At 53.5% G+C, this 25,175-nt stretch carries 20 protein-coding genes; 19 read left to right on the top strand and 1 reads right to left on the bottom strand.

All coding sequences use genetic code 11. The features are described 5' to 3' along the window. Positions 1-262: 262 nt before the first annotated feature. From PBOR_RS19685 to PBOR_RS19655, 7 genes are all read left to right on the top strand, one after another. Positions 263-1,270: an ABC transporter substrate-binding protein gene (locus PBOR_RS19685; RefSeq protein ID WP_042214562.1), complete on the top strand. Its 1,008-nt coding sequence runs from the start codon at positions 263-265 to the stop codon at positions 1,268-1,270. Between the two features lie 208 nt (positions 1,271-1,478). After that, positions 1,479-2,258 carry an ABC transporter ATP-binding protein gene (locus PBOR_RS19680; RefSeq protein WP_042214560.1) on the top strand — a complete coding sequence of 260 codons (780 nt, stop codon included), beginning with the start codon at positions 1,479-1,481 and terminating at the stop codon, positions 2,256-2,258. A gap of 80 nt (positions 2,259-2,338) precedes the next feature. Then, a complete protein-coding gene (locus tag PBOR_RS19675; protein ID WP_425415546.1) occupies positions 2,339-3,091 on the top strand; it encodes an ABC transporter permease in 753 nt (250 codons plus the stop codon). Between the two features lie 94 nt (positions 3,092-3,185). After that, positions 3,186-4,175, top strand: a complete 990-nt coding sequence (locus PBOR_RS19670; protein WP_042214558.1) for an aromatic acid exporter family protein — start codon at positions 3,186-3,188, stop codon at positions 4,173-4,175. A 216-nt stretch (positions 4,176-4,391) separates the two neighbouring features. Next, positions 4,392-5,414, top strand: a complete 1,023-nt coding sequence (locus PBOR_RS19665; protein WP_042219672.1) for an HD-GYP domain-containing protein — start codon at positions 4,392-4,394, stop codon at positions 5,412-5,414. 247 nt (positions 5,415-5,661) lie between these two features. Beyond that, positions 5,662-6,219, top strand: a complete 558-nt coding sequence (locus tag PBOR_RS19660) for an outer spore coat protein CotE (RefSeq protein WP_042214555.1) — start codon at positions 5,662-5,664, stop codon at positions 6,217-6,219. 226 nt (positions 6,220-6,445) lie between these two features. Beyond that, positions 6,446-7,942, top strand: a complete 1,497-nt coding sequence (locus tag PBOR_RS19655) for a putative amidoligase domain-containing protein (protein ID WP_157764082.1) — start codon at positions 6,446-6,448, stop codon at positions 7,940-7,942. A gap of 504 nt (positions 7,943-8,446) precedes the next feature. On the opposite strand, the gene PBOR_RS19650 is transcribed toward PBOR_RS19655, so the two are convergent. After that, complete coding sequence (locus tag PBOR_RS19650; protein WP_042214552.1) at positions 8,447-9,244, bottom strand: GNAT family N-acetyltransferase; 798 nt, start codon at positions 9,242-9,244, stop codon at positions 8,447-8,449. Positions 9,245-9,479: 235 nt separating this feature from the next. Between PBOR_RS19650 and PBOR_RS38615 the strand changes: the two genes are divergently transcribed. The 12 genes from PBOR_RS38615 to PBOR_RS19595 all read left to right on the top strand — a co-directional run bounded on the left by PBOR_RS38615 (position 9,480) and on the right by PBOR_RS19595 (position 24,860). Further along, a complete protein-coding gene (locus tag PBOR_RS38615; RefSeq protein ID WP_425415499.1) occupies positions 9,480-10,418 on the top strand; it encodes a MutS N-terminal domain-containing protein in 939 nt (312 codons plus the stop codon). Next, positions 10,357-12,222 carry a DNA mismatch repair protein MutS gene (gene mutS, locus PBOR_RS35040; protein ID WP_425415498.1) on the top strand — a complete coding sequence of 622 codons (1,866 nt, stop codon included), beginning with the start codon at positions 10,357-10,359 and terminating at the stop codon, positions 12,220-12,222. The genes PBOR_RS38615 and mutS overlap by 62 nt, the downstream gene beginning before the upstream one ends. 70 nt (positions 12,223-12,292) lie before the next feature. Continuing rightward, positions 12,293-14,383, top strand: coding sequence for a DNA mismatch repair endonuclease MutL (gene mutL / locus PBOR_RS19640; protein ID WP_042214549.1), 2,091 nt, complete (start codon positions 12,293-12,295; stop codon positions 14,381-14,383). A gap of 42 nt (positions 14,384-14,425) precedes the next feature. Then, positions 14,426-15,211: a class I SAM-dependent methyltransferase gene (locus tag PBOR_RS19635; RefSeq protein WP_042214546.1), complete on the top strand. Its 786-nt coding sequence runs from the start codon at positions 14,426-14,428 to the stop codon at positions 15,209-15,211. After that, on the top strand, positions 15,195-16,151 hold the full coding sequence (gene miaA, locus PBOR_RS19630; protein ID WP_042214544.1) for a tRNA (adenosine(37)-N6)-dimethylallyltransferase MiaA: 957 nt from the start codon (positions 15,195-15,197) through the stop codon (positions 16,149-16,151). Before PBOR_RS19635 ends, miaA begins: the two co-directional genes overlap by 17 nt. Positions 16,152-16,608: 457 nt before the next feature. Then, on the top strand, positions 16,609-16,848 hold the full coding sequence (gene hfq / locus PBOR_RS19625) for an RNA chaperone Hfq (protein ID WP_039299258.1): 240 nt from the start codon (positions 16,609-16,611) through the stop codon (positions 16,846-16,848). A 140-nt stretch (positions 16,849-16,988) separates the two neighbouring features. Next, positions 16,989-19,640, top strand: coding sequence for a transglycosylase domain-containing protein (locus PBOR_RS19620; RefSeq protein ID WP_042214541.1), 2,652 nt, complete (start codon positions 16,989-16,991; stop codon positions 19,638-19,640). 179 nt (positions 19,641-19,819) lie between these two features. Then, entirely contained in the window at positions 19,820-20,374 is a 555-nt protein-coding gene (locus PBOR_RS19615) for a ribonuclease FAU-1 family protein (RefSeq protein ID WP_042219670.1), read from the top strand. A 2-nt stretch (positions 20,375-20,376) separates the two neighbouring features. Further along, positions 20,377-21,033, top strand: a complete 657-nt coding sequence (locus PBOR_RS19610) for a YdcF family protein (protein WP_042214539.1) — start codon at positions 20,377-20,379, stop codon at positions 21,031-21,033. A gap of 90 nt (positions 21,034-21,123) precedes the next feature. Next, positions 21,124-22,095: an AAA family ATPase gene (locus PBOR_RS19605; RefSeq protein WP_042214537.1), complete on the top strand. Its 972-nt coding sequence runs from the start codon at positions 21,124-21,126 to the stop codon at positions 22,093-22,095. Between the two features lie 35 nt (positions 22,096-22,130). Next, on the top strand, positions 22,131-23,420 hold the full coding sequence (hflX, locus tag PBOR_RS19600; RefSeq protein ID WP_042214535.1) for a GTPase HflX: 1,290 nt from the start codon (positions 22,131-22,133) through the stop codon (positions 23,418-23,420). A gap of 186 nt (positions 23,421-23,606) precedes the next feature. Beyond that, positions 23,607-24,860, top strand: a complete 1,254-nt coding sequence (locus PBOR_RS19595; RefSeq protein WP_042214532.1) for a methionine gamma-lyase family protein — start codon at positions 23,607-23,609, stop codon at positions 24,858-24,860. The last annotated feature ends 315 nt before the right edge of the window (positions 24,861-25,175 follow it).

Below are 25,175 nucleotides of genomic sequence, written 5' to 3'. Positions count from 1 at the left end.
TGAAATACATTCCTGGGAGTGACTCCGAGCGAAGTGATTTGGATATATCGCTGTTATTCTTCAATTTACTCTACTTTACTGGTTGATATAAGGATAAATATAACCTGTGCACCTGAAAAAATAGTGGAAATGCAAATAAATGGATATTTCAACCGTTGATTTTATGTGCAAACGATAGCAATACAGGACTTTAACCATTCCGCGGGCATCCGCATATGCATAGAGCAAGGGCGAAAGACCCGGGAAGAAAGGAGAATGAAGAATGAAGTTCAGGAAAAAGCTGTCATTGTCGCTCATGCTGATTGTCATGTGTTTCGCAGTACTCGCCGGGTGTGGCGGTGATTCGGCTGCAGTGAAGGTTAAGATCGGTGAGGTTACCCGTTCTGTGTTCTATGCACCGGAGTATGTGGCATTGTCCCAGAATTTTTTCAAGGATGAAGGGCTGGATGTCGAACTGCAGACCATACCGGGCGGGGATAAAACGATGACGGCGCTGCTCTCCGGAGCTATAGATGTGGCACTGGTCGGTTCGGAAACTTCGATTTATGTGTATCAGCAGGGGGCTGATGACCCTGTGATTAATTTCGCTCAGCTCACGCAGCGGGATGGAACCTTCTTGTTTGCACGTACGCCGGACAGTAATTTCAGCTGGGACAAAGTTAAAGGATCAACCTTCCTGGGCCAAAGACAAGGCGGTATGCCGCAAATGGCCGGCGCATTTACCCTCCTGAACAAAGGAATTGACACTGCTAAGGACTTGACGCTGATTCAGAATATTGACTTTGCCAATATTGCCGGTGCTTTTGCTTCCGGTACAGGGGATTATGTGCAGCTGTTTGAGCCGCAGGCATCGATCTTCGAGAGTGAAGGAAGAGGCCAGGTTGTCGCTTCATTTGGCGTAGAGAGCGGTTATCTGCCATATACCGTGTTCATGTCCAAGGAGAGCTATATCAGCAAAAATAACGACACGGTGCAGAAATTCACCAATGCCATCCAGCGTGCCCAATTGTGGGTCAAGGATCACAGTGCGGAAGAAATTGCCGATGCGGTGATGCTTTACTTTGATAAGACGGACCGGAATATTGTGGTTTCCGCCATCAGCCGCTATAAGGAACAGGACACCTATGCATTGAATCCGGTTATTGATGACAAAGAATGGAACAATCTGCTTGATGTAATCGACAACGCAGGTGAGCTCAAGGAGCGTGTCCCATCCGGAAAGATCGTCAACAACACCTTTGCCGAAAAAGCGGAGAGCAGTATTAAGTAAGTTGTGATGCTTCCGAAGCGAGTTTGTTCGAAGCAGAATCGTGAGAAGTAATGCTCACAAACTAAGTTGATGCTTCCGAAGCGAGTTTGTTCGAGGCAGAATCGTGAGAAGTAACGCTCACAAACTAAGTTGATGCTTCCGAAGCAAGTTTTGCTGCAAAGAAGAATCGAAGATGTGATTATTACGCAAAACTTTTAGGAGGGCTGATATGCTTCCAGTAGTGGAGTTGAAGGAAATCACGCACGCCTATCTGGGAGACCGCGAGGCTTCGCTTGCAATCGAGGATTTCAATCTCAGCGTGGGGCAGGGTGAGTTCGTCAGTCTCGTCGGGCCCAGCGGTTGCGGTAAGACGACGCTTCTGTCGATCATTGCCGGGCTGCTGCGGCCCTCGCGTGGCGAAGTTCTGCTCAGCGGACGCGCTACTACAGGGCCCTCTCCTGAAGTAGGCTATATGCTGCAGCAGGATTATCTGTTCCCCTGGAGGAGCATTCAGGATAATGCACTGCTTGGGCTGGAGCTGACCGGAAGGCTGGATGAAGCATCGCGCAGCAAAACTTTGCAGCTGCTGGCCGACATGGGGCTTGCGGGCAAGGAGCTTGCCTTTCCGGCTCAGCTCTCCGGCGGAATGCGCCAGCGCGTCGCACTGGTGCGGACACTGGCGACTGATCCCGGTCTGCTGCTGCTGGATGAGCCGTTCTCCGCGCTGGATTACCAGATTAAGCTGCAGCTGGAGGATCTGGTCTCGGAGACGCTGATGCGCCGGGGAACAACAGCCATTCTGGTCACTCATGACCTGTCTGAGGCGATCGCTGTCAGCAGCCGGGTCATTCTGCTCCAGCGGAATCCGGGAAGGATCCGCAGGATTTTTCAGGTTCCGGAGGACATCCGCAGTACCCCGCCGCTGTATGCGCGGGATTTACCCGGATTCGCGGAGCTTTTTCATGAAGTGTGGAAGGAAATGGAGCTGGCAGGGAGGGAAGGCGTGTGAATACAGAATTGCACACAGAAGTCGCGGCTTCCCGTGCACTTTGGCTGGAACAGAAGCATGCGGACTACAGGAAGAAGAAGCTGCGCCGCAAGAGTCAGGTCCTGATCGTAAGAAGCAGTATCCTGCTGCTGTTCTTTGTGCTCTGGGAGGCGGGGGCCAGAATGGGCTGGATCGATGAGCTGCTCTTCAGCTACCCGACTAAGGTATTCCGGCAAATCTGGGATGACATGCTTAGCGGGAGTCTATGGCCGCATCTGGGGATGACCGTGGGTGAGACCGTGGTAGGATTTATTCTGGGAACCCTGCTCGGGACGCTGCTGGCTGTGATTATCTGGTGGTCGCCTTTTCTGTCCGCCGTACTTGATCCCTATATGGTCGTCTTCAACAGTATGCCGAAGGTGGCGCTGGGCCCGATCTTCATTGTCATGTTCGGTGCCGGCTTCACGGCGATAGTAGTCACTACTTTATCCATTACAGTGATTATTACCACTCTGGTGGTGTACAACAGCTTTTGCAGTGTAGATCCGAATCTGGTTAAGGTTGTCCGGTCATTCGGCGCTACCAGAGTACAGGAATTCAACAAGGTCATTCTTCCGGCTTCCTTTCCTACGGTGGTCTCCACGCTGAAGGTGAATGTCGGGATGTCCTGGGTCGGGGTCATTGTAGGTGAATTTCTGGTTGCCAAGTCGGGACTGGGGTATCTGATTATCTATGGCTTTCAGGTATTTAATTTCACCCTGGTCATGTCCAGTCTGCTGATCATTGCCGCGGTGGCTACAGCCATGTATCAGCTCGTTGTATATGTGGAGAAGCTGTTATTGTCACGGAGGTAGAACTATGTAATATTGTGTCTCCCCGCAAAATCTTGTACCATGACTATATCTTTACCTGAATGATGAAGCTGAACTTTGTAGGAGAGGTATTAACATGGGATTTCGTATTATCAAAACGGCGGCTGCAACTTTGCTGTCCATTCTGCTGGCCGCCGCAGCAGGCATTCCAAACGCGCAAAGTGCGGGATTGCTGGCTATTCTCGGGGTGGAAACGACGCGCAAAAGGAGTCTTCGCACGATCACGGCACGCTTCTTCGCCTCGCTTGTGGGACTCTTTTTGGGTTGTATTCTCTTCTTTACCTTGGGCTTTCATTATTGGGTCCTCGGACTGTATGTGCTGTTCGGTTTCCCGCTTATCGTCAAATCGGGCTTCAAAGAGGGGATTGTCACCAGCTCCGTTATTGTGTTCCGTGTTTTTGGACAAGCTGACATTACCGTTCATATCCTGCTGCAGCAGATTGAGCTGCTGATTATTGGACTGGGTTCGGCCGGACTTGTCAATTTCATCTATATGCCGCAGACCGGAGGCATGATTGCGGGTATCCGCAAAGAGGTGGACGGCTATTTCTCGGTCATCTTCCGGCAGATTGCCCTGACACTGCGCGATCCCGCTTATGTATGGGACGGGAAGGAACTGATCGGAGCAGGTGAAGCGGTGCAGAAGGGGCTGACCGCGGCTTCAAGGGAAATGGAGAATCATGTGATCCATCCGGATGAAGCCTGGAATGTATACTTCTACATGCGCAAGGAGCAGCTGGAGTCGATCCAGAATATGATGCAGCTCCTCTCGCAGGTATACCGCCAGCTGCCGCATGGTGATATGGTTGCCGAGCTGTTCGATCAGCTCAGCGGCGATGTGCTGGCTGAGGAGTATACCGGCCGGACCGAGAAGCTGCTGGAGGATCTGCAGCAGGAATTTCAGCAGATGGAGCTCCCGGATTCCCGTGAGGAATTCGAGATCCGCTCCGCCATTCTGCAGCTGTGCCGCGAGCTTGCACTCTATCTCAAAATCGCCAAACGCTATAAGAGTCCGGTGGAGCCGGGACCGGTGAAGGACAAGCTGTCCGCCAAGGGAAAGGCTTGAGCAAGAAGGTAAATATGTCTCAGGTATTAACATTACGGTGTGAATTAACGATAAGATATATAAGCACTTAAAGTGAGCTTATTCTCTATAGTTATGTTCATTTTCTGTTCGGGACAGAAAAACACGTTTCAGGATAAGATTGTAGATGAGGCCGCGAAGCTTCCAATTACAGCGGCGGTTCACTCCGGTGGACGGCTGCACTGGCAGGTGAGGAACATGAACAACAGCAATGAACAATATATCGGCAAACAGCTTGCAGACAACCTTTTTAATCATAGCGGTGTGTTTGTTCTGCCGGCGTTGACCTTATTAAGCGGGGAACATATCCGGCTGATCACGCAGCACAAGATCCTTTTGGAGCCGCATGATGTGCTTCAGCTGGACAGCGCGACGTTCTATCAGCTTGCGGTGGATGACTGCACGGCAGCGATGGAGAGTATTTTTGAAGAGTTGCGCTATACCAAGACCAAAAGGCTGCCGATGATAGAGCTCAGAAATGAAGTCATTCCTTTTATCCAGCAGGTAAGTGAGAAGAACGATTTCTACGGAATATTGGCTGCGCTGCAGTCCAAGGATGATTATACATACAGGCATAATGTTGCTGTCGGCATTATCTCCACGCTGCTCGGCAAATGGCTGAAGCTGAAGCCGGACGAGCTAAGTATGCTGACGACGGCTGCAACCCTTCATGATATCGGCAAAATTATGATTCCGGCCGAAATCCTCACCAAGCCGGGTCCGCTGAATGACGAAGAATATGCGCTGATGAAGAAGCATACTACCCTTGGATATGAAATGATCCGGGATACCGTTGGCACCACTCACATGCAGGCGCTTGTAGCGCTGCAGCATCATGAACGGATGGATGGCAGCGGCTACCCTTTCGGCGTACTGGGGCACCGGATTACCGATTTCAGCAAAATTGTCGCGGTGGCAGATATTTTCCATGCGATGACCTCGGACCGTTTCTACCGCACAGCAGCACCTTTATATGAGGTGCTTAGGCAGATGGACGACAATGTCTACGGCAAGCTGGACCCTTATATCTGCAGTGTGTTCATCAACAAACTGATGCAGTCGATGATTGGCAATGAGGTACTGCTCACAGACGGACGGATTGGCAAAATCATCATGATTCTGGCCCATGATCCGCTGCGTCCGCTGGTGAATATCGGTGATGATTTCATTGATCTGAGCCGTCACAGGCAGCTGGGCGTTGTGCGTGTGATACCGCAGTAAGCACGGGTTGCAATATCGTAAAATGAGAAAAAAGGTAGCGGGTCTCCATATGTTGGGGAACCGCTACCTTTTTCTTTTTTCGGACCAAAGCACTCATAACTGGCTAATTTCAGCAATAAAATGAAGCAGGAGGCTTAATTAGACTCTCAAGAGGGCTTACCCAAATTTATTTCTACTCTAACAATCAACAAATGCCCAGAACGTGCATACACTTGATAGTGAATGATTGTATGGAGGAGGTTCAAAGATGTCATTAAGCCATAAACGTCAAACAAGGGAGATCATTACGAAGGCAATTTGCGGCAAAGGTCGTAAGTTCTCTACCGCAACCCATACCGTGACTCCGCCACATCATCCGACTAGTATTCTGGGGGCATGGATTATCAACCACCAGTACGAAGCGGTTGCCGCCGGGAACGGAATCGAAGTAATCGGTACTTATGATGTGAACATCTGGTACTCGTACGACAAAAACAAGCAGACCGAGGTTGCTAAGGAAACGGTCTCCTATGTGGAGCTTATTCCCTTGTCGTATCTGGACCCGAGACACCGTGCTTCCACAGCACAGGTCTCTGCGGAGGCAACGCAGGAACCCAATTGTGTGGAAGCGGGGGTATCGCCGGGCGGCGGCAGTGTGACGCTCCGGGTTGAACGGGAGTTCGAGGCGGAACTGGTGGCTGAAACCAAGGTCCGCGTGTATGTCAGCGATCAGAGTGATGATCTGGAAGACAAGGATTATGATTTTGAAGGCGATAGTTTTGATTATGATGATCTGGACCCTGACGCCCTGGATGATGAGCTGTAAGGAAGCAAATGCGCCGCTGCCCTGCTGTTACCGTGTGGGTTATGATCCATTATATGATGAGAGGGCAGCGGCGTAGAGGGCGAATGCCCTCTTTTTTTTAAAATATTTTTGGGTTATGTTTCAGCACCGATCTACATCTGCTTGCCGCTGAAAGGAAACTTAAGTTATAGGGGGGATGCGGCAGTATGCGCGGAATAAAGAATTTCTGATGGGCGGGGGCATAAGGATGAACGAAGGGCTTAACGTATTCCTTCAGCTGGCACCGGAGCAGATTAAGCGCAGACTCCGGCGCTGCGGGATTGAAGCGGACCCCGTGGCTATCGGAGGACCTGCACGGCGGAAGGGTGCAAGAGACAGATATACATATTCTCATGGACAAGACCCTGCAAGTTACAGGCAGCACTACCGGGTGGTTATTTATAATCTGGCTGTGCTGGAATGCCAGCCTCTGGGTGCAGGAGCGGCTATGATTGCTGCTTACGGGGGAGCGGGGAGAGGCGGGGGCTCTGGCGCGGGTGGGAACAGGGATGGTGGAGCGGGAAATGGCGGGAATGGAGAGAGCGTTGGTAGTGGAGTAGGCGCTGCTGGGTATAATGAACACGGTCATGGCGTGGAGGAAGCTGTCAGGGATGGCGGGAACGGTAGTGGCGGAGCGGGTGATGGCGGCAGCAGTGAGATGCGCGGGGTGGCAGGAGCTGCCCGCGTGACAGCGGTCCGGGCGCTCTACAGCCTGGGGCTGGACAGCGGCGAGGTGGAGCTGCGGGCCATGGGCGGGCGGCGTTACGCGGTGACGGGCATCACTCCGCTGATGCCCGTTCCCGGCAAGCCGCTGCCTGAGCCGTACCGGGCAGCCTCGCGGGAGCTGGCCCGTTCCCTTGACCTTGAGCAGCCGGACCGGGCCGGGCTGCTGATGGGCATGGACCCGGAGTTCCTGCTGCTCCGGGAGTCCACCGGCCGCGTCGTGCCGGCGTCGCGGTACCTGCCCATGGACGGCGCCGCGGGCTGCGACGCCGGACCCCCGGGAACGCGCGGCGTGTTCCCGGTGGCGGAGCTGCGCCCTGCGCCGCGCGGAGAACCGCGCGCGCTGCTGGCGCAGCTGATGTCCGCCGCACGCGAGGCGGACCGGCTCATCGCCGACCGCTCGCTCCGCTGGCGGGCGGGAGGCATGCCGCTGCGGGGCTGGGCCCTCGGCGGCCACCTGCACTTCAGCGGCGTGACGCTGTGCGCGCCGCTTCTGCGCGCGCTCGACAACTATCTCGCGCTGCCCATGCTGCTGCTCGAAGACGTCCGGGCTGCGGCCCGGCGTCCCCGCTATGGCGTGCTCGGCGATTTCCGGCGGCAGCCGCATGGCGGCTTCGAGTACCGGACACTGCCGAGCTTCCTGGTATCCCCGGTCATCGCCAAAGGCGCGGTCACTCTGGCTCACCTGATCGTGAGCCATTATGAAGAGCTGCCGCTGCGCCCGCTCGACCGGGAGAAGCTGCATGCCGCCTTCTACAGCGGCGACAAACAACCGCTCCGCGAAGCCTGGCCTCCCCTGGAGGCGCAGCTTCGCGCGCTGGGCGGCTACGCAGCCGCCGCCGGCTACATAGAGCCGCTGCTGCGCTCCATAGCCGCGCAGCAGACCTGGGATGAGTCGCGTGATATCCGCGGCTTGTGGATACGCCGTGCCCCGTCCGTCTCCGGGAGTCGCTCCTCCAGGCCGGAAAATACTGTTCAATAGTGCCTGCCTATATAACGGCTGACAGCCGCCGTTCACGATTACCCCGCGCCTCCCGGTGCGGGGTAATCTGTGTACAGGCGGCTGTCTTTTATGTAAACCGGTATAGGTTGAACTTACAAGACCATTGGATTTCCTGCAGCCAAAAGTTAAACAAAATACAGTTAGTGCCCGAACAAGATGCTCAAAGCAGGCACATTTAGATCAAGCAGCGAGTCGGGAGCAACTACGGGAAATTGCAATCCTTGCGGGCAAGCAAACACGTCCATTCCTCTCATTTAGAAAATCTGGAGAGCAATAAGCGCGCTACGGTCCGTTAGCCCGGCACAAAGTTTTCCGGGATATAAAGGCTCTACAGTCCGCAAGGATTAGCGTGATAGCTCTTCCTATAATTGTCACAAGACTTGGACCACGATGTCTCCTTAATCACTGGAATAGAAATGTGTCTCAAGCACAAATCCTGCCCGAACAGGCCCCACGCTCCCACAAAGTCTGGGCTCCGGATTCCTATATGTACAACATGGACCATGTCCCGATGTCAGTGAATCCGAGCTTTTTGTAGATTAATCCCGCTTGCGGATTGTTATAGAAAATACACAGTGACTTGCCTTCTTCCAGTACATCAGCGCTTAAACGGGCCACCAGCTGCGTGGCTAAACCTTGTCCCCTGTTTTCCGGATGGGTCGCTACAGCAATGATCATCGCCGACATGGAATTTTCCGCCGCAGTGGAAGCCGTTGCAACAACTTCACCCTCTTTTTCCGCGAAATAGGTGCGTCCGGTCTTGCTCTCCAGAGCTTTGTGCAGCGTCTGACGCGAGTTTGCCGAACTGCCTGAGAATTCTTCGATCAGATCCGTAAGTGAACAAATGGCTTCCACATCATGGAGCTTCGCAATCTGGAACTCTCCCGGGGTGGCGGCCGCAGCACGAATTTGTTGATTCATTTCCTTTAGCTCGGCGAAGAACATCTGCTTCTCGGATTTACATTCCAGCACTTGGCGGAATTTCTCAATTACGTGTGATGAACCCGAGAGCATTTCGGCTTTCCCGCTCTTTCTTACCAGCTCCGCGAACCCTTCCACGTCAAAAGGACCCTCTGCATAAGGCAAAAAACTTCCATAGAACCGCAGCATTACCGCTTTGAACCGGCCGTCCGGTTCATCCATCTCGCCCCATAACTCCATGAAATCCTGTTCAAATCCGAAATTCTCTACATCGCCGATGATAAACAAATTAAGTGCAGGGTCTTTGTGCAACAGCGTCATCAGCGGAATGCGGTCAGCTTCATTCAGTTTTCTTATCACGATTTTTCCTCCTTACATAAGATAGAATGTACAGTTGTTTTCATAGGTCATATTATAGAATATTATGGCTTGAAAATATAAGTCCGTTCCAATTACCTGGAGAAAAACTGCTGCCGGCCGCCGGAAAATGTGCACACCAGCTTTTAGCAGAAGCCAAGGTGAGGCTGCGGGTAACTTTGAATGCAAAGTTTCTGCTATAATAGAGTACAGTATGAAGTAGGCATGGAGGTAAACGATGGCAAACTATACGCCGATGATTCAGCAGTATTTAAAAGTAAAGGAAGGGGCTAAAGACGCTTTCCTTTTCTTTCGTCTGGGCGATTTCTATGAAATGTTCTTTGAGGATGCCTTGCTTGCCTCGAAGGAACTTGAGATTACATTAACAGGCCGGGATGGCGGAGTCGGGGAAAAGATTCCAATGTGCGGAGTGCCGCATCATGCCGCCGAAGGTTACATACAGCGACTGATCGAAAAAGGCTACAAGGTCGCTATCTGCGAGCAGCTTGATGACCCTGCAGTAACCAAGGGCATGGTCCGCCGCGATATCGTACGGGTGGTTACTCCGGGCACCGTGATGGACGGCAAAATCATTACGGATAAAAGCAACAATTACCTCGTCTGCGTGACTGAGGAAGATGGGATGACGGCCTTGGCCGCCTGCGATTTAACGACAGGTGAGCTGTATGTCACCTCTGTACTCTCCAGCACGGAATGGCTGCGGGATGAGATAGGCATCTATGAACCGGCGGAAATTATCGGGGACGCGGCGCTCCTGGAGCTGCTGCGCAGTGAAGCTTCCCTGCTAGCTAAGCCTGTAGTCTATACGCCGTGGGACAAGCAGGAAGAAGGACTGGCCAGACGCCAGTTCGGGGAAGCGGCCTGGGTGCGGCTGGAGAAGGAGCGCGGCCGCTGTCTGGCGCTGCTGATCTCCTATTTCAGCGAGACCCAGCGCCGGTCGCTTGGGCAGCTTACCCAGATCTCGCCTTATGAGCCCGGGAATTACATGATTCTTGATCCGTTCACCCGGCGTAATCTGGAGCTGACCGAAACCGTGAGGGAGCGCTCCAAAAAAAGGCTCGCTGCTCTGGCTCCTCGACCGCACCGAAACCTCTATGGGCGGGCGTCTGCTGCGCCGCCGAATCGACAAGCCGCTGCTGCAGCGCGCACCGATTGAACGCCGTCTGGAAGCCGTCGACTATTTGTATAACCAGTTTATAGTCCGCGAGGATCTGCGCGGAGCGCTGAAAGAGATCTACGATCTGGAGCGGCTCGTGGGACGCATTGCCTTCGGCAGCGCGAACGGGCGGGATATGAACGCGCTGAAGCTGTCGCTGGCGCAGATTCCGGCCCTGAAGGAGATGTGCCTGACCTCCGGCTCGGCCACCTTGCGTGAGATCGGCGCATCGATGGATGATTGCTCAGAGCTCCGGGAGGATATCGAACGGGCCATCGTTGAGGATGCTCCGGTGTCTGTCCGTGACGGCGGAATTATCCGCGGCGGTTATCATGAGCGGCTGGACGAGCTGCGTGAAGCCAGCAGCAGCGGCAAACGCTGGATTGCCGAGCTGGAAGCGAAGGAACGCCAGGCGACGGGCATCAAATCCCTGAAGATCGGCTATAACAAAATCTTCGGCTATTATATTGAAATTACCCGCTCCAATCTGTCTGCGCTTCCGGAAGGCAGATATGAACGGAAGCAGACGCTGGCCAATGCCGAGCGTTATGTTACCCCGGAGCTGAAGGAGAAGGAAGCACTGATCCTGGAAGCCCAGGACAAAATGACGGACCTGGAATACAGCCTGTTTACCGAGCTGCGCGAGCGGATTAGCGCCCAGGTTCCGCGGCTGCAGGCGCTTGCCGAGAAGGTGGCAGAGATTGATGTGTATCAATGTCTGGCGGCGGTTAGTGCTGAGCACCGTTTCGTGAAGCCGAAGCTGTCCGACAGCTATGACCTGCGGCTCGAAGGCGGGCGCCATCCGGTGGTTGAGGCAGTGCTGAAGGATTCGGCGTTTATTGCGAACGGCAGCACACTCAGCAAGGATGAGGGCAATATCCTGCTGATTACCGGACCGAATATGGCAGGGAAGAGCACGTATATGCGCCAGGTTGCGCTCATCTGCATCATGGCCCAGATCGGCTGCTTCGTGCCGGCATCAAGTGCCGAGGTTCCGCTGATTGACCGGATCTTCACGCGCATCGGCGCGGCAGATGACCTGATCGGCGGCCAGAGTACCTTCATGGTAGAGATGGCTGATATTCAGGTCATGACCGAAAAAGCTACGTCCCGCAGCCTGATCATCATTGACGAGCTGGGCCGGGGGACTTCGACCAGCGAGGGGATGGCAATCGCCCAGGCGGTGATTGAATACGTGCATGATACTATCGCGTGTAAGGCGCTGGTATCAACGCATTTCCATGAGCTGGCCCACCTGGAGCAGAGTCTCAGTGGACTCCGTAACTATTCCATGGCGGTGCAGGAGAGCGGAGACAAGGTTAACTTCCTGCGCAAGCTCGTGCCGGGAGCGGCGGACAGCAGCTACGGTATTTACTGCGCAAGGCTGGCCGGACTGCCGGAAGGCATCATCGACCGTGCGTACGGCCTGCTTCAGAGCATTGAACAGGCTTCTCCTCCGGGCAGCGTGCCGCTGAACTATGGCACGGATTATAATGACCGTTCCGGACCTGTGATTCAGGAGAGTCAGGCGGCGGCATCAATTGCTGCGGGTCAGCTGGAAGCAGCTGTTTCACTTGCTTCCCCTGTGGAGGAAGAGGACAATGAGGTTGTACAGCTCTCGATTTTTGGCGAGGACGAGCCGCGCAAGAACCGCAAAGGCGGGGTAGCAGCACCGGCAGCTAAAGAGAACCCGCTTCTGAAAGAGCTGATCTCAGCTGTGCAGGGCGCGGATCTGATGAATATGACACCGCTGCAGGCGATGGGCCTGCTGAATGAGTTGAAGATGAAGGCCAGGGAGCTGTAGGCCTGAGAGTAATATTTTAGCGGGCTGTTTCAGACAACACTATTATTTATAAATCGCGAGGTGAACGAATATGGCCAAAATCCATGTGCTGGATGAGCATATTGCCAACCAGATTGCTGCCGGGGAAGTAGTGGAGCGCCCTGCTTCTGTTGTAAAGGAGCTTGTGGAGAACGCGATCGATGCGGGAAGCAAGCGTATTGAAGTCTCTGTGGAAGAGGGCGGACTGCAGAGCATCCGCGTCAAGGATAACGGCTCCGGCATTGAGCCGGAGGATTGCGAGACTGCCTTTTACCGCCATGCAACGAGCAAAATCGCCAACGGGCGCGATCTGTTCCTGATCACAAGCCTCGGGTTCCGGGGGGAAGCATTGCCGAGTATCGCGGCGGTATCCAAGCTGACCCTGCTGACAGCCAGCGGTGATGACGGGAAGGGCCGGTTGCTGGAAATTGAGGGCGGGAAGCTGATCCGCAATGAGGATGCGCCTTCCGGCCAGGGAAGTGATCTAACCGTACGGGAATTGTTCTATAATACCCCGGCACGGCTGAAATATATGAAGAGCATTCAGACGGAGCTGGGCCATATTTCGGATGCCATGTACCGTATGGCGCTGGCACATCCGGATATCTCATTCACCCTGCATCATAACGGCAACCAGCTGCTGCACACGCTGGGCAACGGCGATCTGCTGCAGGTTATTGCCGCGGTGTATGGCACCTCCGCCGCCAAGGCGATGCTGCCGGTCGCAGCCGAGGACCCGGATTACAAGATCTCCGGCTATATCAGCCGTCCGGAGTGGACGCGTTCGAACCGCAACGCCGTTACGACAATTGTCGGCGGACGGTATATCCGCAGCAACGGGCTGAATGCCGCGATCATGCGCGCCTATCATACGCTGCTGCCGATTAACCGTTATCCGCTGCTGGTTCTGCAGCTTGACATGCATCCGTCGCTGGTTGATGTCAACGTGCATCCGGCCAAGCTGGAGGTCCGTTTCAGTAAGGAAACCGAGCTGTACGCATTCGTGGAGCAGCAGATCCGCAGTCTATTAATGGGACAGAGTCTGATTCCACGCCCGACCAAGGAAATCATCGGGGGCAAAAACAGCAGCTCCTTCATTCAGGAGCAGTTCGCCTTCTCCAAAGGAGCGGTACCGGGTGCTCCGCAGCAAGGTACAGATGCGGCTAATCCGGCCGATGCTTCAGCTCCCCGCATTCCGGGCTCAGGGCTGTCCGCTGATGCTCTGCGCGGTGCCGGTGGCATCAGCCAGCCGCGCCCAGGCGGGAGCAGCGATGCTCCGCTCTTCGGAGGTGGAGCCGCTGCTGGGGCTCCGCAGCGTTATCCAAGCGGCGGCATTCCGCTGCCGCAGCAGCCTCAGGCCAGGGAGACGGCCGCAGCTTACGGCGGCGGTACCCCGTTGCCCGCTCCTTACCGGAGCGAGGCTGCTGGACAGCCGTCTTCCCGTCCGCGTGACAGCTACCGGCCGCAGGCGGCTGCGGCTGACCGGGGACAAATGCCCACCGCAGAGGAATTGTACGCTCCTGCTATTGCACCTGCCGGAAGCGAAGACACTGGACTGCCGCAATTTCCCGAGCTGAATTATATCGGCCAGCATCACGGAACATATATTATCGCCCAGAATGACAGCGGGCTGTATCTGATTGACCAGCACGCTGCGCATGAACGGGTGAATTATGAATTTTACTATGAGAAATTCGGCAAGCCGGAAGACGCGTCGCAGGAGCTGCTGCTGCCGATTACGCTGGAGTTCACTCCCTCGGAGAGCAAGCAGCTGAGCGAACGTCTGCACTGGTTCCAGCAGGCCGGGGTATTTCTTGAGCATTTCGGCGGCCAGACCTTTCTGGTCCGCTCGTTGCCGTACTGGTTCCCGGAAGGTGACGAGAAGGCGGTCATAGAGGAGATGGCGGAGTGGGTGCTGAGCGAACGGTCGATTGATCTGGCCAAGCTGCGCGAGAAATCTTCCATTCTATGCTCCTGCAAGGCCTCGATTAAGGCTAACCAGAAGCTAACGGAGCTGGAAGTAGAATCACTGCTCTCGCGGCTTGCGGCTTGCCGCCAGCCTTATACCTGCCCGCATGGACGGCCGATCGTCGTCTCCTTTTCTTCCTATGACCTGGAGAAGCTGTTTAAGCGCGTAATGTAGCGGCAGTACTGTACATTTGAAGAGTGCAAGATCGGAGGCAACATGATTATAACTACGGGCTTTGACCCGATACCGGAAATTGTGAACCGGGCCCGGGTCCTGGCTGAACGCACGGGCTGCCTGTATGCGCCCCGGGCCAAATTTTCCATGACGAAGCTTGTGAAGCAATATGGGGACGAGCAGATTCTCGTAGTTCTGCAGGAGGCAGTCCGGCTGATAACGCCGGAAATGCCGCCTATGGAGTTCCATCCCAGCATGGGGTTTGTCCGCGCGAAACGGATCATAAGAGGCGAGTCAGATCCTATGATTGATGCAGCAGGCATGCTGCCCGGCGACAGCGTGCTGGATTGTACGGCAGGCCTGGGGGGAGACTCCCTGCTGTTTGCCGTCACCGGAGGGGAGCATTCCCGGGTTACGGCGCTGGAAAGCTCTCTGCCGCTGTATGCGCTGCTGCTGGAGGGGATGAGCCAATATGTTTCAGGCCAGATTAAGGTGAATGAAGCCTTGCGCCGCATCGATGTCCGGCTGGGCGACCATCTGGAGTATTTGAAGGCTCAGCCGGACAACAGCATTGATATTGTTTATTTCGACCCGATGTTCCGGGTGCCGATGACGGATTCAGCGGCGATTTCACCGCTGCGCAAGTTCGCCAATCCTGCCGCGTTGTCGGCGGAGAGTGTGGCAGAGGCGGTAAGAGTTGCGCGCAAGACTGTTTTATTGAAAGAGAAGGCACTGAGCGGGGAGTTTACCCGCCTGGGCTTCACGGAGCTGCTGAGAGCGAGCGCCAAAACATCGTACGGGGTGATCACCATTGACAACAGGGACTAAACGCAAGGTGCTCGTGCTGCTGGGCCCGACAGCAGTCGGGAAGACCCGGCTGAGTCTGGAGCTGGCCGAGGCCTTCGGAGCCGAGATTATATCCGGGGATTCCATGCAGGTCTACCGCGGTATGGATATCGGCACCGCCAAGATCTCGGAAGGGGAGATGAAGGGGATTCCCCATCATCTGATCGATATCCATGATCCGGGTGATGCCTATTCCACCGCTGAATTTCAGGAGCAGGGCACCCGGCTGATCGAAGAGATCAGCCGCAGGGGCAAGCTGCCTTTTATCGTTGGAGGAACAGGGCTGTATATCGAGTCCCTGTGCTACGGCTTCCGCTTCTCCGAAGCGGTAGCGGACGAGGCTTTCCGCAGCGAGCAGGACGCTTACGCTGAAGAGCACGGGGCAGAAGCGCTGCATGCCCGTCTGGCGGCTGTAGATCCGGTCAGTGCGGAGCGGCTGCATCCTAATGACCGCAGAAGAATTATCCGCGCACTGGAAATTCATTACCAGACAGGCGTGCCTCTTTCCGAAGATCTGGCCGGCCAAACAAAGGAGTCTCCTTATGAGCTATGCCTCATAGGTTTGACGATGGACCGGAAAAAACTGTACAAACGTATTGAAGAACGGATTGATCAGATGCTGGCGGAAGGGCTCGTCGCTGAAGTACAGGGGCTCCTGGAACGCGGCTACGGCAGAAGCCTTGTATCTATGCAGGGACTGGGCTACAAAGAGATTGCTGCCTACCTGGAAGGCGAGACTACCCTGGAAGAAGCTGTAGTCCTGCTTAAGCGCGATACCCGCCGTTTCGCCAAAAGACAATTATCCTGGTTTCGCCATATGAAGGAAATTCAGTGGATCGACACCCTGGAGAGCCCCGATCATAGCGAGACTTTCGCAATAATTGAGCATAGGATTGCGCAAACCTTTGCAAAGTCAGAATAAACTTGAGGTAATACCGCACTACACATAAATATAAGATGCTTCCAAAGCGTATTGGCGCTTACCGGAAGCGTCTTTTTACATTCCGCTTTTGCCGGAGATTGTTGTACCTAATGAACCTGTTGGAGCGGGTCTGCAGCAGAAGCTGGAGGTATTGAGATTGACCGGAAGGGCTCCGAAGATTTAATATGTAGTGGAGGGAACTATAAATATAACCATTTCAACTAAAGGGGATTGGGAGAAAAATAACTGAAAAATCAGGGCTTATCTGTTATTAACTTTTTACAGGTTTTATAAATGAGCTGATTTCATCCATGTGCTAACGATTCACATACCATATTTCAACCTGTTTTATAACATTGCTGTGCTTGAAGAATGCGTGGTATAATAGCAGGAAAGTTTCACTCAGGTGTTGAATATACTTACGAACAATCTAATTGAACCATTGGGGGTACGTCATATGAACAAGTCCATTAACATCCAAGATACGTTCTTGAACCAGCTGCGCAAAGAAAATATCCCTGCTACAGTATATTTGACCAACGGGTTCCAGATCCGGGGCATTATCAAAGCCTTCGACAACTTCACCATTGTGATCGACAGTGACGGACGCCAACAGATGGTGTACAAGCATGCGATTTCCACGTTTACGCCACAGCGGAGCGTATCGCTAATGCAGGACAATAATAACGAGATTTAAGATTTTACAGTCTTGAAGCGAAACCTTTTTGTTTATCATTCGTTTGAATAGAGAGTGCGAGAGAGCAACCTGTGAAGGTTGTTCTTTTCATTCGTGAACATAATTTAATGATTTTTCCGCTAAGGGAGTCAGGAGGCAACATGGCCAGAGACAGAGACCAACTAACCAGGAACGGCGGCAATAGAGACAGAGGCAGCAATCCGCCGGGTTCCAAAGGGAAACCGAAGAAGAAAAAGAAATTTCTAACCAAAAAACGGGTGCTTTGGAGTTTGTTTTTTGCAACGGCACTGGCGATTTTTTGTGCGCTGGGCGGCTACTTGTTCATTATGCTGAACGGCCAGAAGCTGCTGGAAGAGAACCGGGATAAATTGACGGTGAACCCGCCGACCCAAATTTTTGACCGGAATGCGAATTTAATCGGGGAGCTCTCGCTGGAGAAAAGTGATCCGGTGGAGTATGAGGATCTGCCCAAAATGCTGATTACCGCCTTCGTAGCTACTGAGGATAAACGGTTCTTCGACCATAAGGGTGTGGATCTCTGGTCGATCGGACGCGCGGCTGTGAAGGATATTGCAGCACGCAGCATGGTTGAAGGCGGAAGCACGATCACCCAGCAGCTGGCGAAGAATATCTTCCTTACCCGGGATAAGACCTTCTTCCGTAAAGCGACTGAGGTATCGATTGCCGTCGCGCTGGAGAATACGGAAACCAAAGAAGAAATTATTACCATGTATTTGAACCGGATTCCATTCGGCGGGACGATCTATGGCATTAAGGCCGCTTCGATCCGTTATTTCGGTAAGGAGGATCTGAACGATCTTAAGCTGTGGGAAATTGCCACACTGGCTGCAATGCCGAAGGGGCCTTCCCGCTATAATCCGCTGCGTAATCCGGAGCTGTCCAAGGAACGCCGGGCGGTTGTGCTGCAGCTTATGTATGATCAGAAGGCGATCACCAAAGAGCAGATGGATGAGGCCAAGGCTGTTGACTATAACTACACGCCGCCTGAGAGCAGCAAACAGCGTTACCAGGCATTCATCGATTATGCTATTGACGAGGCTGAGGATAAATTCGGGCTTACCGAAGATGATCTGAATATCGGCGGATACAAAATCTATACAACGATGGATAAGCATGCCCAGGAGACAATAGAGGATGCTTTTGCCGATGATGACAATTTCGAGAAAAGTGTGGATGATGAGCTGGTTCAAGGCTCGATGACGATTATCAACCAGGAGAACGGCAGCATCGTGGCGCTAATGGGCGGCCGCAATTATGAGAAAAAAGGCTATAGCCGCGTAGACGGCAGCCGCCGTTCCCCGGGTTCGTCGTTCAAGCCGCTGGTTGCTTACGCACCGGCGCTCGAGTCCGGCAAATTCACGAATGATTCCATGCTGAGCAATGAGAAACAGTGCTTCGGCAAATACTGCCCGAACAACCTGCATGGTTATTCGACAACCATCAGTATGGCGGATGCACTGACCAAATCAGAGAATATTCCGGCGGTATGGCTGCTGAATGAGATCGGTGTAAATACCGGCTTCCAGTTCGCCAAGAAGCTCGGCATCAATCTGAAGGATGAAGACAAGAACCTGTCGCTTGCCCTCGGCGGGATGAGTGAAGGGACGAATACACTGGAGATGGCCCAGGCCTACAGCGCATTTGCCAATGGCGGAGAGCTGCGGGATGCGTACTCCATTAAGTCGATCGCCGACAGTGATGACAAGACGGTCTATAAGGCCAATACAAGCGCTGAACGGGTGATGAGCGAGGATACGGCTTATCAGATGACCGAGATGATGCAGAAGGTCGTTCAGGACGGTACAGGTAAAAAAGCCAAGATTAACCGTCCGGTAGCCGGTAAGACAGGTACCACCCAGAGCGGCTACGAAGGAATCAGCTCCAACCGCGACGTCTGGTTCGTCGGCTATACGCCGGAATGGACGGCGGCTGTCTGGATGGGTTATGACAAACCCAGCAAGACGCATCTGCTGAAGAACAGCAGTCCGCTGGCGGCAGCATTCTGGGGCAAGGTCATGGAGGAAGCGCTGGAAGGTGTTCCTGCTAAATCCTTCCCGGTTCCCAAAGGATCCGTGAAGGTTGAAGCTACACCGACGCCTGAGGCAGCTCCGGTTGTAACCGGTCTGCAGGCGGCTTATGATGCCTCGACAATGACGGTTAACCTGAGCTGGAATCCGGTTGAAGCTGCTGGGGTGGACTACCGCATTTACCGCCGGGAAACCTCGGAAGCAGATTTTACCCGACTGCTTAATACGAGTACTGGCAGTGTCGGGGATATCAGCGCCATGCCGGGGCTGTCCTATGAATATTATGTAACAGCTTATTATCCGGAGCTTGATGAGGAAAGTGAGCCATCGGATATCGTGACGGTGTCCGTGCAGGATGAACTGCAGACACCTGAACCTGAACCGACAATGGATCCGAATCTGCCAACGGATGACACCGGCAACGGCGGCAATTCCGGAAACGGGGATAACGGCGGTATTCCGGGAGACGGCGGCACTGGTAATAACGGTAATGGTAACGGTAATGGAAATGGGAATGGCAACGGAAACGGTAACGGAGGCAGCAACAATGGCGGCAGTGGCAATAACGGCGGAACAGTGACGCCACCGCCTGAAATAACACCGCCTCCGGTGCAAAGTACACCACAGCCTACACCGCCTCCTGAATCAACCGGCACTACCGGCGATCCCGTAACGGATCCCGCTGCAGATCCGGGCAGCGATCCGAATGCCGGTTTTGTAGAAGGCGTTACTACTACACAGTAAATCGTATTGCTTAAATGAAAAATCCATGGAAATTCCTGACCCCGGCCCCCCGGAAGCTCTGCAAGCTGCAGATTTTCCGGGTGCCGGGGTTTTCTGGTGCCCGGTATCACAGGGATATTTTGAGTGTATACGCGAAATGTGTTAAGCTGAAGGCACCATTATCTGAGAGGGTTATTCATATGAAACGTAAATTCGGAGACCGGGCCAACTGGCGCCGGATTACGCGCCGCCATTTTGCCTGCCGCTATGTGGAAACCCGGGAATTCAGCGGATACATTACACTGTATACTATATACGGGCTGAAGGAACCGCTGTGGAAGAGCTATGGCAGGCATACATACCGCATTGCGGACAAGGGGTATTCATGGCTGCAGTATTTTCCCAAAGACAGCCACTATATTGTGACGGCCATGTTTGACGAACGGCAGAATATTGTACAATGGTATATCGACACCTGCAAGGTTCAGGGAGTAACAGACCAAGGGGTTCCCTGGTTTGATGATTTGTACCTGGATGTTGTGGTGCTGTGGAACGGTGAAGTGTTCTTGCTGGATGAGGATGAGCTTGAGGAAGCGCTGGAACGGGAAGATATCACTGACAGTGACTATAATTTAGCCTGGTCTACAGCGAATACGATACTGCGCAGTATCGATGCTCATGCCTTCCCTTATTTCTCCCTTTCACTGAAGCACCGTGCCGAATTGTTTCATCACGGAGAGTTCAGGAGGAAATAATAATGGAATGGTATGTCTATCAAAGAGGGTCATCTCCCATTCGCAGAGTGTCCCGGAAACGCCGCTACCGTAGGAAGCGGTTCTTATGGGCTGCGCTGATCCTGCTCATCGTTGCCGGTCTTACCTGGTGCGCTGTGGCTTTTAGCAGAATTAACAGTGCAGAAACAACCGTGCCCATGGTGAAAGCGGATGCAGGTGTAATTCTGGGCATGTCGATGTGGGGCGATGAACCAAGTCCCGGGCTGAAGGAGCGGCTCGATTATGCGCTTGAACTTTACCAGGCCGGTGCATTCTCCCATTTTGTGGTCTCTGGAGGTCTGGATCAGCCGGATTACAAGTACACCGAAGCTGAAGGAATGAAGATTTATCTGGCGGCACATGGCGTGCCGGAGGATATCATCTATCTGGAGAATCGGTCTACCAGCACCTTAGAGAATTTACAATTCAGCAAAGTTGTCATGCAGCAGGAGGGCTTGTCTTCAGCAGTCATCATTACTCATGATTTCCATGGCCGCCGTGCGATAGAGATTGCCCGTGAGCTTGGGTTTGCGAACCCGGAGCTTGGGGTGACTACGTCTGAGGTTATGTCGATGCTTAAGTACAAGACACGCGAAATTCTCGCCTATACCAATTGGAAAATGCAGCAGTTATCTTTATAAATCTGCTAATTTCGGAAACTGCTAATAACACCCCGTGTACCGGAATAGACTGTTTAGAGCAAGTCAGCCCTGTATAATGAGGTGAACAAGGTGAACGGACATGTAGCGGCGGCAAGTGGACGTGATGAAGGAAGACCGTCACGGCAGATCAATATTGTGCTGAGGAATCAGGATCCGGCGCCGGTGGCCAGCTCACCCGCAGACAGCGCCAGCGGCCAGGTACCCTCCAAAAACCACAGCCACAGCGGACTGTTCCAGGAACTCAGCCGGGAACTGGACGCGTTAGTAGGTCTGGATAATATCAAAGAGCTAGTTTTTGAGATATATGCCCTGCTGCAGGTAGCACAGATGCGCAGCGAAGCGGGACTCGCCAGTGGGGGCCAGGCCTATCACATGGTCTTCAAAGGAAATCCCGGCACCGGCAAAACAACCGTAGCGCGGATTGTCGCGAAGCTGTTCCAGCGGATGGGTGTGCTCAGTAAAGGCCATCTGATCGAGGTGGAGCGGGCGGATCTGGTGGGCGAATATATCGGCCACACCGCCCAGAAGACACGGGATCTGGTAAAAAAAGCGCTGGGCGGCATTCTTTTTATCGATGAAGCCTACAGTCTGGCCCGCGGGGGAGATAAGGATTTCGGCAAGGAAGCTATCGATACCCTGGTGAAATCCATGGAGGATCACCGGAGTCAATTTGTGCTGATTCTGGCCGGTTATTCCGGTGAAATCGATTATTTTCTGATGAGCAACCCCGGCCTGCCTTCACGCTTTCCGATTCAGGTGGAATTTCCTGACTATACGATCGACCAGCTGCTGCAGATTGCCGAGCTGATGGCCAAAGACCGCGATTATATTCTGATGCCGCAGGCCATACTCAGACTAAAGCAGGCTTTGCTGCTTGAAAAAACAGAAAGTCTGCATGCCTTCAGCAATGCAAGGTACGTGCGCAACAGTATTGAGAAGGCTGTACGCTCGCAGGCTGTACGCCTGCTGAACCAGTACGAGAGCACAACTCCAGGTAAGCAGGAGCTGATGACTCTGCGGACTGAGGATTTTAAATTGTAAGACATGAATGCATAGAGATAAGGAGCACTTAATTAATGGCAATTACAACGCATGATACAGAGACGGATGTTCAGGACCGGGCAATTCTCGTCAGTCTGGTCACGGACAAAATCAAACGCACGGGCATCGATCCCGAGCTTTCCCTCCAGGAACTGGTCCAGCTGGCTGAAACCGCCGGGGTGGAGGTTCTCGATGTTATCCGGCAGAATAAGGAAACCCCGGATTCCAAATGGTTCATCGGCAAAGGTAAGGTAGAAGAGCTGCGGATGGCCGCTGACGGTCTGGGTGCCAATACGGCGATCTTTGACCAGGAGCTGTCCGGGGCACAGGTGCGGAATCTGGAGGAGTCTCTGGATCTGAAGATTATTGACCGTACGCAGCTGATCCTTGATATTTTTGCCGGCCGGGCGAAGACCCGGGAAGGCATCATTCAGGTAGAGCTGGCGCAGCTCTCCTATCTGCTCCCGCGACTGTCCGGACAAGGCAAGAATCTGTCGCGGCTCGGCGGCGGGATTGGCACAAGAGGACCCGGGGAGAGCAAGCTGGAGACCGACCGCCGCCATATCCGCGACCGGATAACCGAGCTGAAACGTCAGCTGGATGATGTCATCAAGACACGTGAGCTGCACCGTGAACGCCGCCGTAAGAGCGGCGCTGTCCAGGTGGCGCTCGTTGGTTATACCAATGCCGGCAAATCGACACTGCTGAAGCAGCTTACGGATGCAGATGTGTATATTGAGAACCAGCTGTTTGCGACTCTTGACCCGACTTCACGTGTGCTGCAGCTTCCAGGGGGAAAGGAAGTCGTCCTCACAGATACGGTTGGTTTTATCCAGAACCTGCCGCATGATCTGGTAGCCTCCTTCCGTGCAACCCTGGAGGAAGTGAATGAAGCGAACCTGGTGCTGCATGTGGTCGATTCCTCTTCTCCAATGCGCGAAGAGCAGATGGATGTTGTGCAGTCGATTCTGCAGGATCTGGGCGCCGCAGGGAAACCGCAGATTGTCTTGTTCAACAAAACCGACCTGTGCCAGCCGGAGCAGCTGGAGATGCTTCCTACAGGTCCGGGATTCCTGAAGATCAGCGCTTTTAATCCGGATGACCTGACCCGGATTACGGAGATCATCAGCGATGAGCTGGCCGGGGATACCCTGATCTTCCGGATTCCCGGCGACCGGGGAGACCTGTCATCACTGCTCTACCGGGTTGGAGAGGTCCTTGAGCAAAATTATGATGAGAATGACGTGCTCTATAATGTTCGTCTGAATAAAGAGGACTACGATAAATGGAGCTACAAGCTTGCTGAGTTCATCGAACCACAATAAGTGTGCTTGCATGTTATAGGTACAGGCATTTCAAGTCCCCGCACAGCTTCAGTATTGCTCCGGATTAGTCGGGGCAGCTGCTGCTGTGCGGGGTTTCTCGCTGAAACGGGCACCGTTCCTCTTGGAATCGCGTAGATGTGTTCAGCTTTGACAAGTAAAAGTAGGGTTAGGAGAGATTGAGAGGAAATGGCAGTATTTGCAGAGGATCTATTACAGGCAGCGGAAGCTGCAGAGCTTGAAATTGAAGTTGCAGTTAAACGGCTGGATAAAATTGTAGATCATAATCAGTGGAAGGTCATTGAAGCCTTCCAGCGCCAGCACGTCAGTGATTTTCATTTTGCCGGGTCTACGGGATATGCCTACAATGACCGGGGGCGTGAGGTACTGGATCTGGTCTATGCTGAAGTATTCGGCGCGGAGGCGGCGCTGGTACGCCCCCATTTCGCTTCTGGCACTCATACGATATCTACGGCGCTCTTCGGTGTGCTCCGTCCCGGAGACGAGCTTCTATACATTACAGGGCGGCCCTACGATACGCTGCACAAGGTAGTTGGCAAGGCCGGAGACGGGACAGGCTCTCTGGCAGACTTTGGCATCGGCTACCGCGAGACTGCACTAACGGCTGACGGTAAAATTGACTGGGACGAGGTTGCTATAGCCGTAAACGATAAGACTAAAGTCATCGGAATCCAGCGTTCCCGCGGTTATGACTGGCGTTCGTCCTTCACGGTCGCAGAGATCGGTGAGATGGTGGCGCAGGTAAAAGCACTAAAATCTGACGTAATCGTATTCGTAGACAATTGCTATGGAGAGTTCACCGAGACTCTGGAGCCCCCTCAGGTGGGCGCTGACCTCGTCGCCGGCTCATTGATTAAGAATCCCGGCGGCGGAATTGCCGAGACAGGCGGGTATATCTGCGGCCGTGCGGATCTGGTGGAATTGGCCGCGTACCGCCTTACAGCTCCTGGGATAGGCGGCGAAGTCGGTGCCATGCTGGGAACGACGCGCGGACTGTATCAGGGGCTCTTCATGGCTCCGCATACCGTCGGACAGGCAGTGAAGGGCAGCATATTCGCTTCTGCTGTATTCCAGCGCTGCGGCTTCACTACTAAGCCGGCCTGGGATGAGCCGCGGACGGATCTGATTCAGGCGGTTGCTTTTGACGGACCTGAGCATCTGATTGCTTTCGTCCAGGGAATCCAGCGTGCAGCAGCTGTAGACAGCCATGTTGTTCCCGAGCCGTGGGACATGCCTGGTTATGAGCATCCGGTCATTATGGCGGCAGGAACGTTCATTCAGGGCGGCAGCCTGGAATTATCTGCGGATGCGCCTATCCGGGCACCGTATATCGGTTATATGCAGGGCGGATTAACCTATTCTCATGTGAAGTACGGGGTACTAATGGCCCTGCAAAGTATGAGAGAACGCAATTTACTTTAATTAAATGTAAAACCTACAATAACCGGACACTCAGCAGATGACTGTCCGGTTATTTGCATTGGAGGACTGAATTAGAATTTGTGAAATTAGTCTACTTTCATTGAAGCCACATCGCCGCATCTTTTACAAATTGTCAATGTAAGCTTTGGACCAAAAGAGAAATAGTAATTTACAGGCCTTACATTGGCGTAGCCATCCAGTTTACCTTCAGCAAAAGTGTTATTTCCGCAAGCTTTACAGATGAGATTAGTCTGGTTCATAGAGGTCACCCCGTAGTTTGTTTTATACTGTGACTATGAAGTTTAAGTAGAAACG

The organism is Paenibacillus borealis, from assembly GCF_000758665.1.
Lineage (GTDB): Bacteria > Bacillota > Bacilli > Paenibacillales > Paenibacillaceae > Paenibacillus_AQ > Paenibacillus_AQ borealis.
The sequence above is the reverse complement of the archived record's forward strand: the minus strand, read 5'-3'. Positions and strand labels throughout refer to the sequence as shown.

Coding starts and splice junctions, on each gene's coding strand:
- PBOR_RS19685 (WP_042214562.1), top strand. CDS start 263: ATGAAGTTCAGGAAAAAGCTGTCATTGTCGCTCATGCTGATTGTCATG.
- PBOR_RS19680 (WP_042214560.1), top strand. CDS start 1,479: ATGCTTCCAGTAGTGGAGTTGAAGGAAATCACGCACGCCTATCTGGGA.
- PBOR_RS19670 (WP_042214558.1), top strand. CDS start 3,186: ATGGGATTTCGTATTATCAAAACGGCGGCTGCAACTTTGCTGTCCATT.
- PBOR_RS19665 (WP_042219672.1), top strand. CDS start 4,392: ATGAACAACAGCAATGAACAATATATCGGCAAACAGCTTGCAGACAAC.
- PBOR_RS19660 (WP_042214555.1), top strand. CDS start 5,662: ATGTCATTAAGCCATAAACGTCAAACAAGGGAGATCATTACGAAGGCA.
- PBOR_RS19655 (WP_157764082.1), top strand. CDS start 6,446: ATGAACGAAGGGCTTAACGTATTCCTTCAGCTGGCACCGGAGCAGATT.
- PBOR_RS38615 (WP_425415499.1), top strand. CDS start 9,480: ATGGCAAACTATACGCCGATGATTCAGCAGTATTTAAAAGTAAAGGAA.
- mutS (WP_425415498.1), top strand. CDS start 10,357: ATGGGCGGGCGTCTGCTGCGCCGCCGAATCGACAAGCCGCTGCTGCAG.
- mutL (WP_042214549.1), top strand. CDS start 12,293: ATGGCCAAAATCCATGTGCTGGATGAGCATATTGCCAACCAGATTGCT.
- PBOR_RS19635 (WP_042214546.1), top strand. CDS start 14,426: ATGATTATAACTACGGGCTTTGACCCGATACCGGAAATTGTGAACCGG.
- hfq (WP_039299258.1), top strand. CDS start 16,609: ATGAACAAGTCCATTAACATCCAAGATACGTTCTTGAACCAGCTGCGC.
- PBOR_RS19620 (WP_042214541.1), top strand. CDS start 16,989: ATGGCCAGAGACAGAGACCAACTAACCAGGAACGGCGGCAATAGAGAC.
- PBOR_RS19615 (WP_042219670.1), top strand. CDS start 19,820: ATGAAACGTAAATTCGGAGACCGGGCCAACTGGCGCCGGATTACGCGC.
- PBOR_RS19610 (WP_042214539.1), top strand. CDS start 20,377: ATGGAATGGTATGTCTATCAAAGAGGGTCATCTCCCATTCGCAGAGTG.
- hflX (WP_042214535.1), top strand. CDS start 22,131: ATGGCAATTACAACGCATGATACAGAGACGGATGTTCAGGACCGGGCA.
- PBOR_RS19595 (WP_042214532.1), top strand. CDS start 23,607: ATGGCAGTATTTGCAGAGGATCTATTACAGGCAGCGGAAGCTGCAGAG.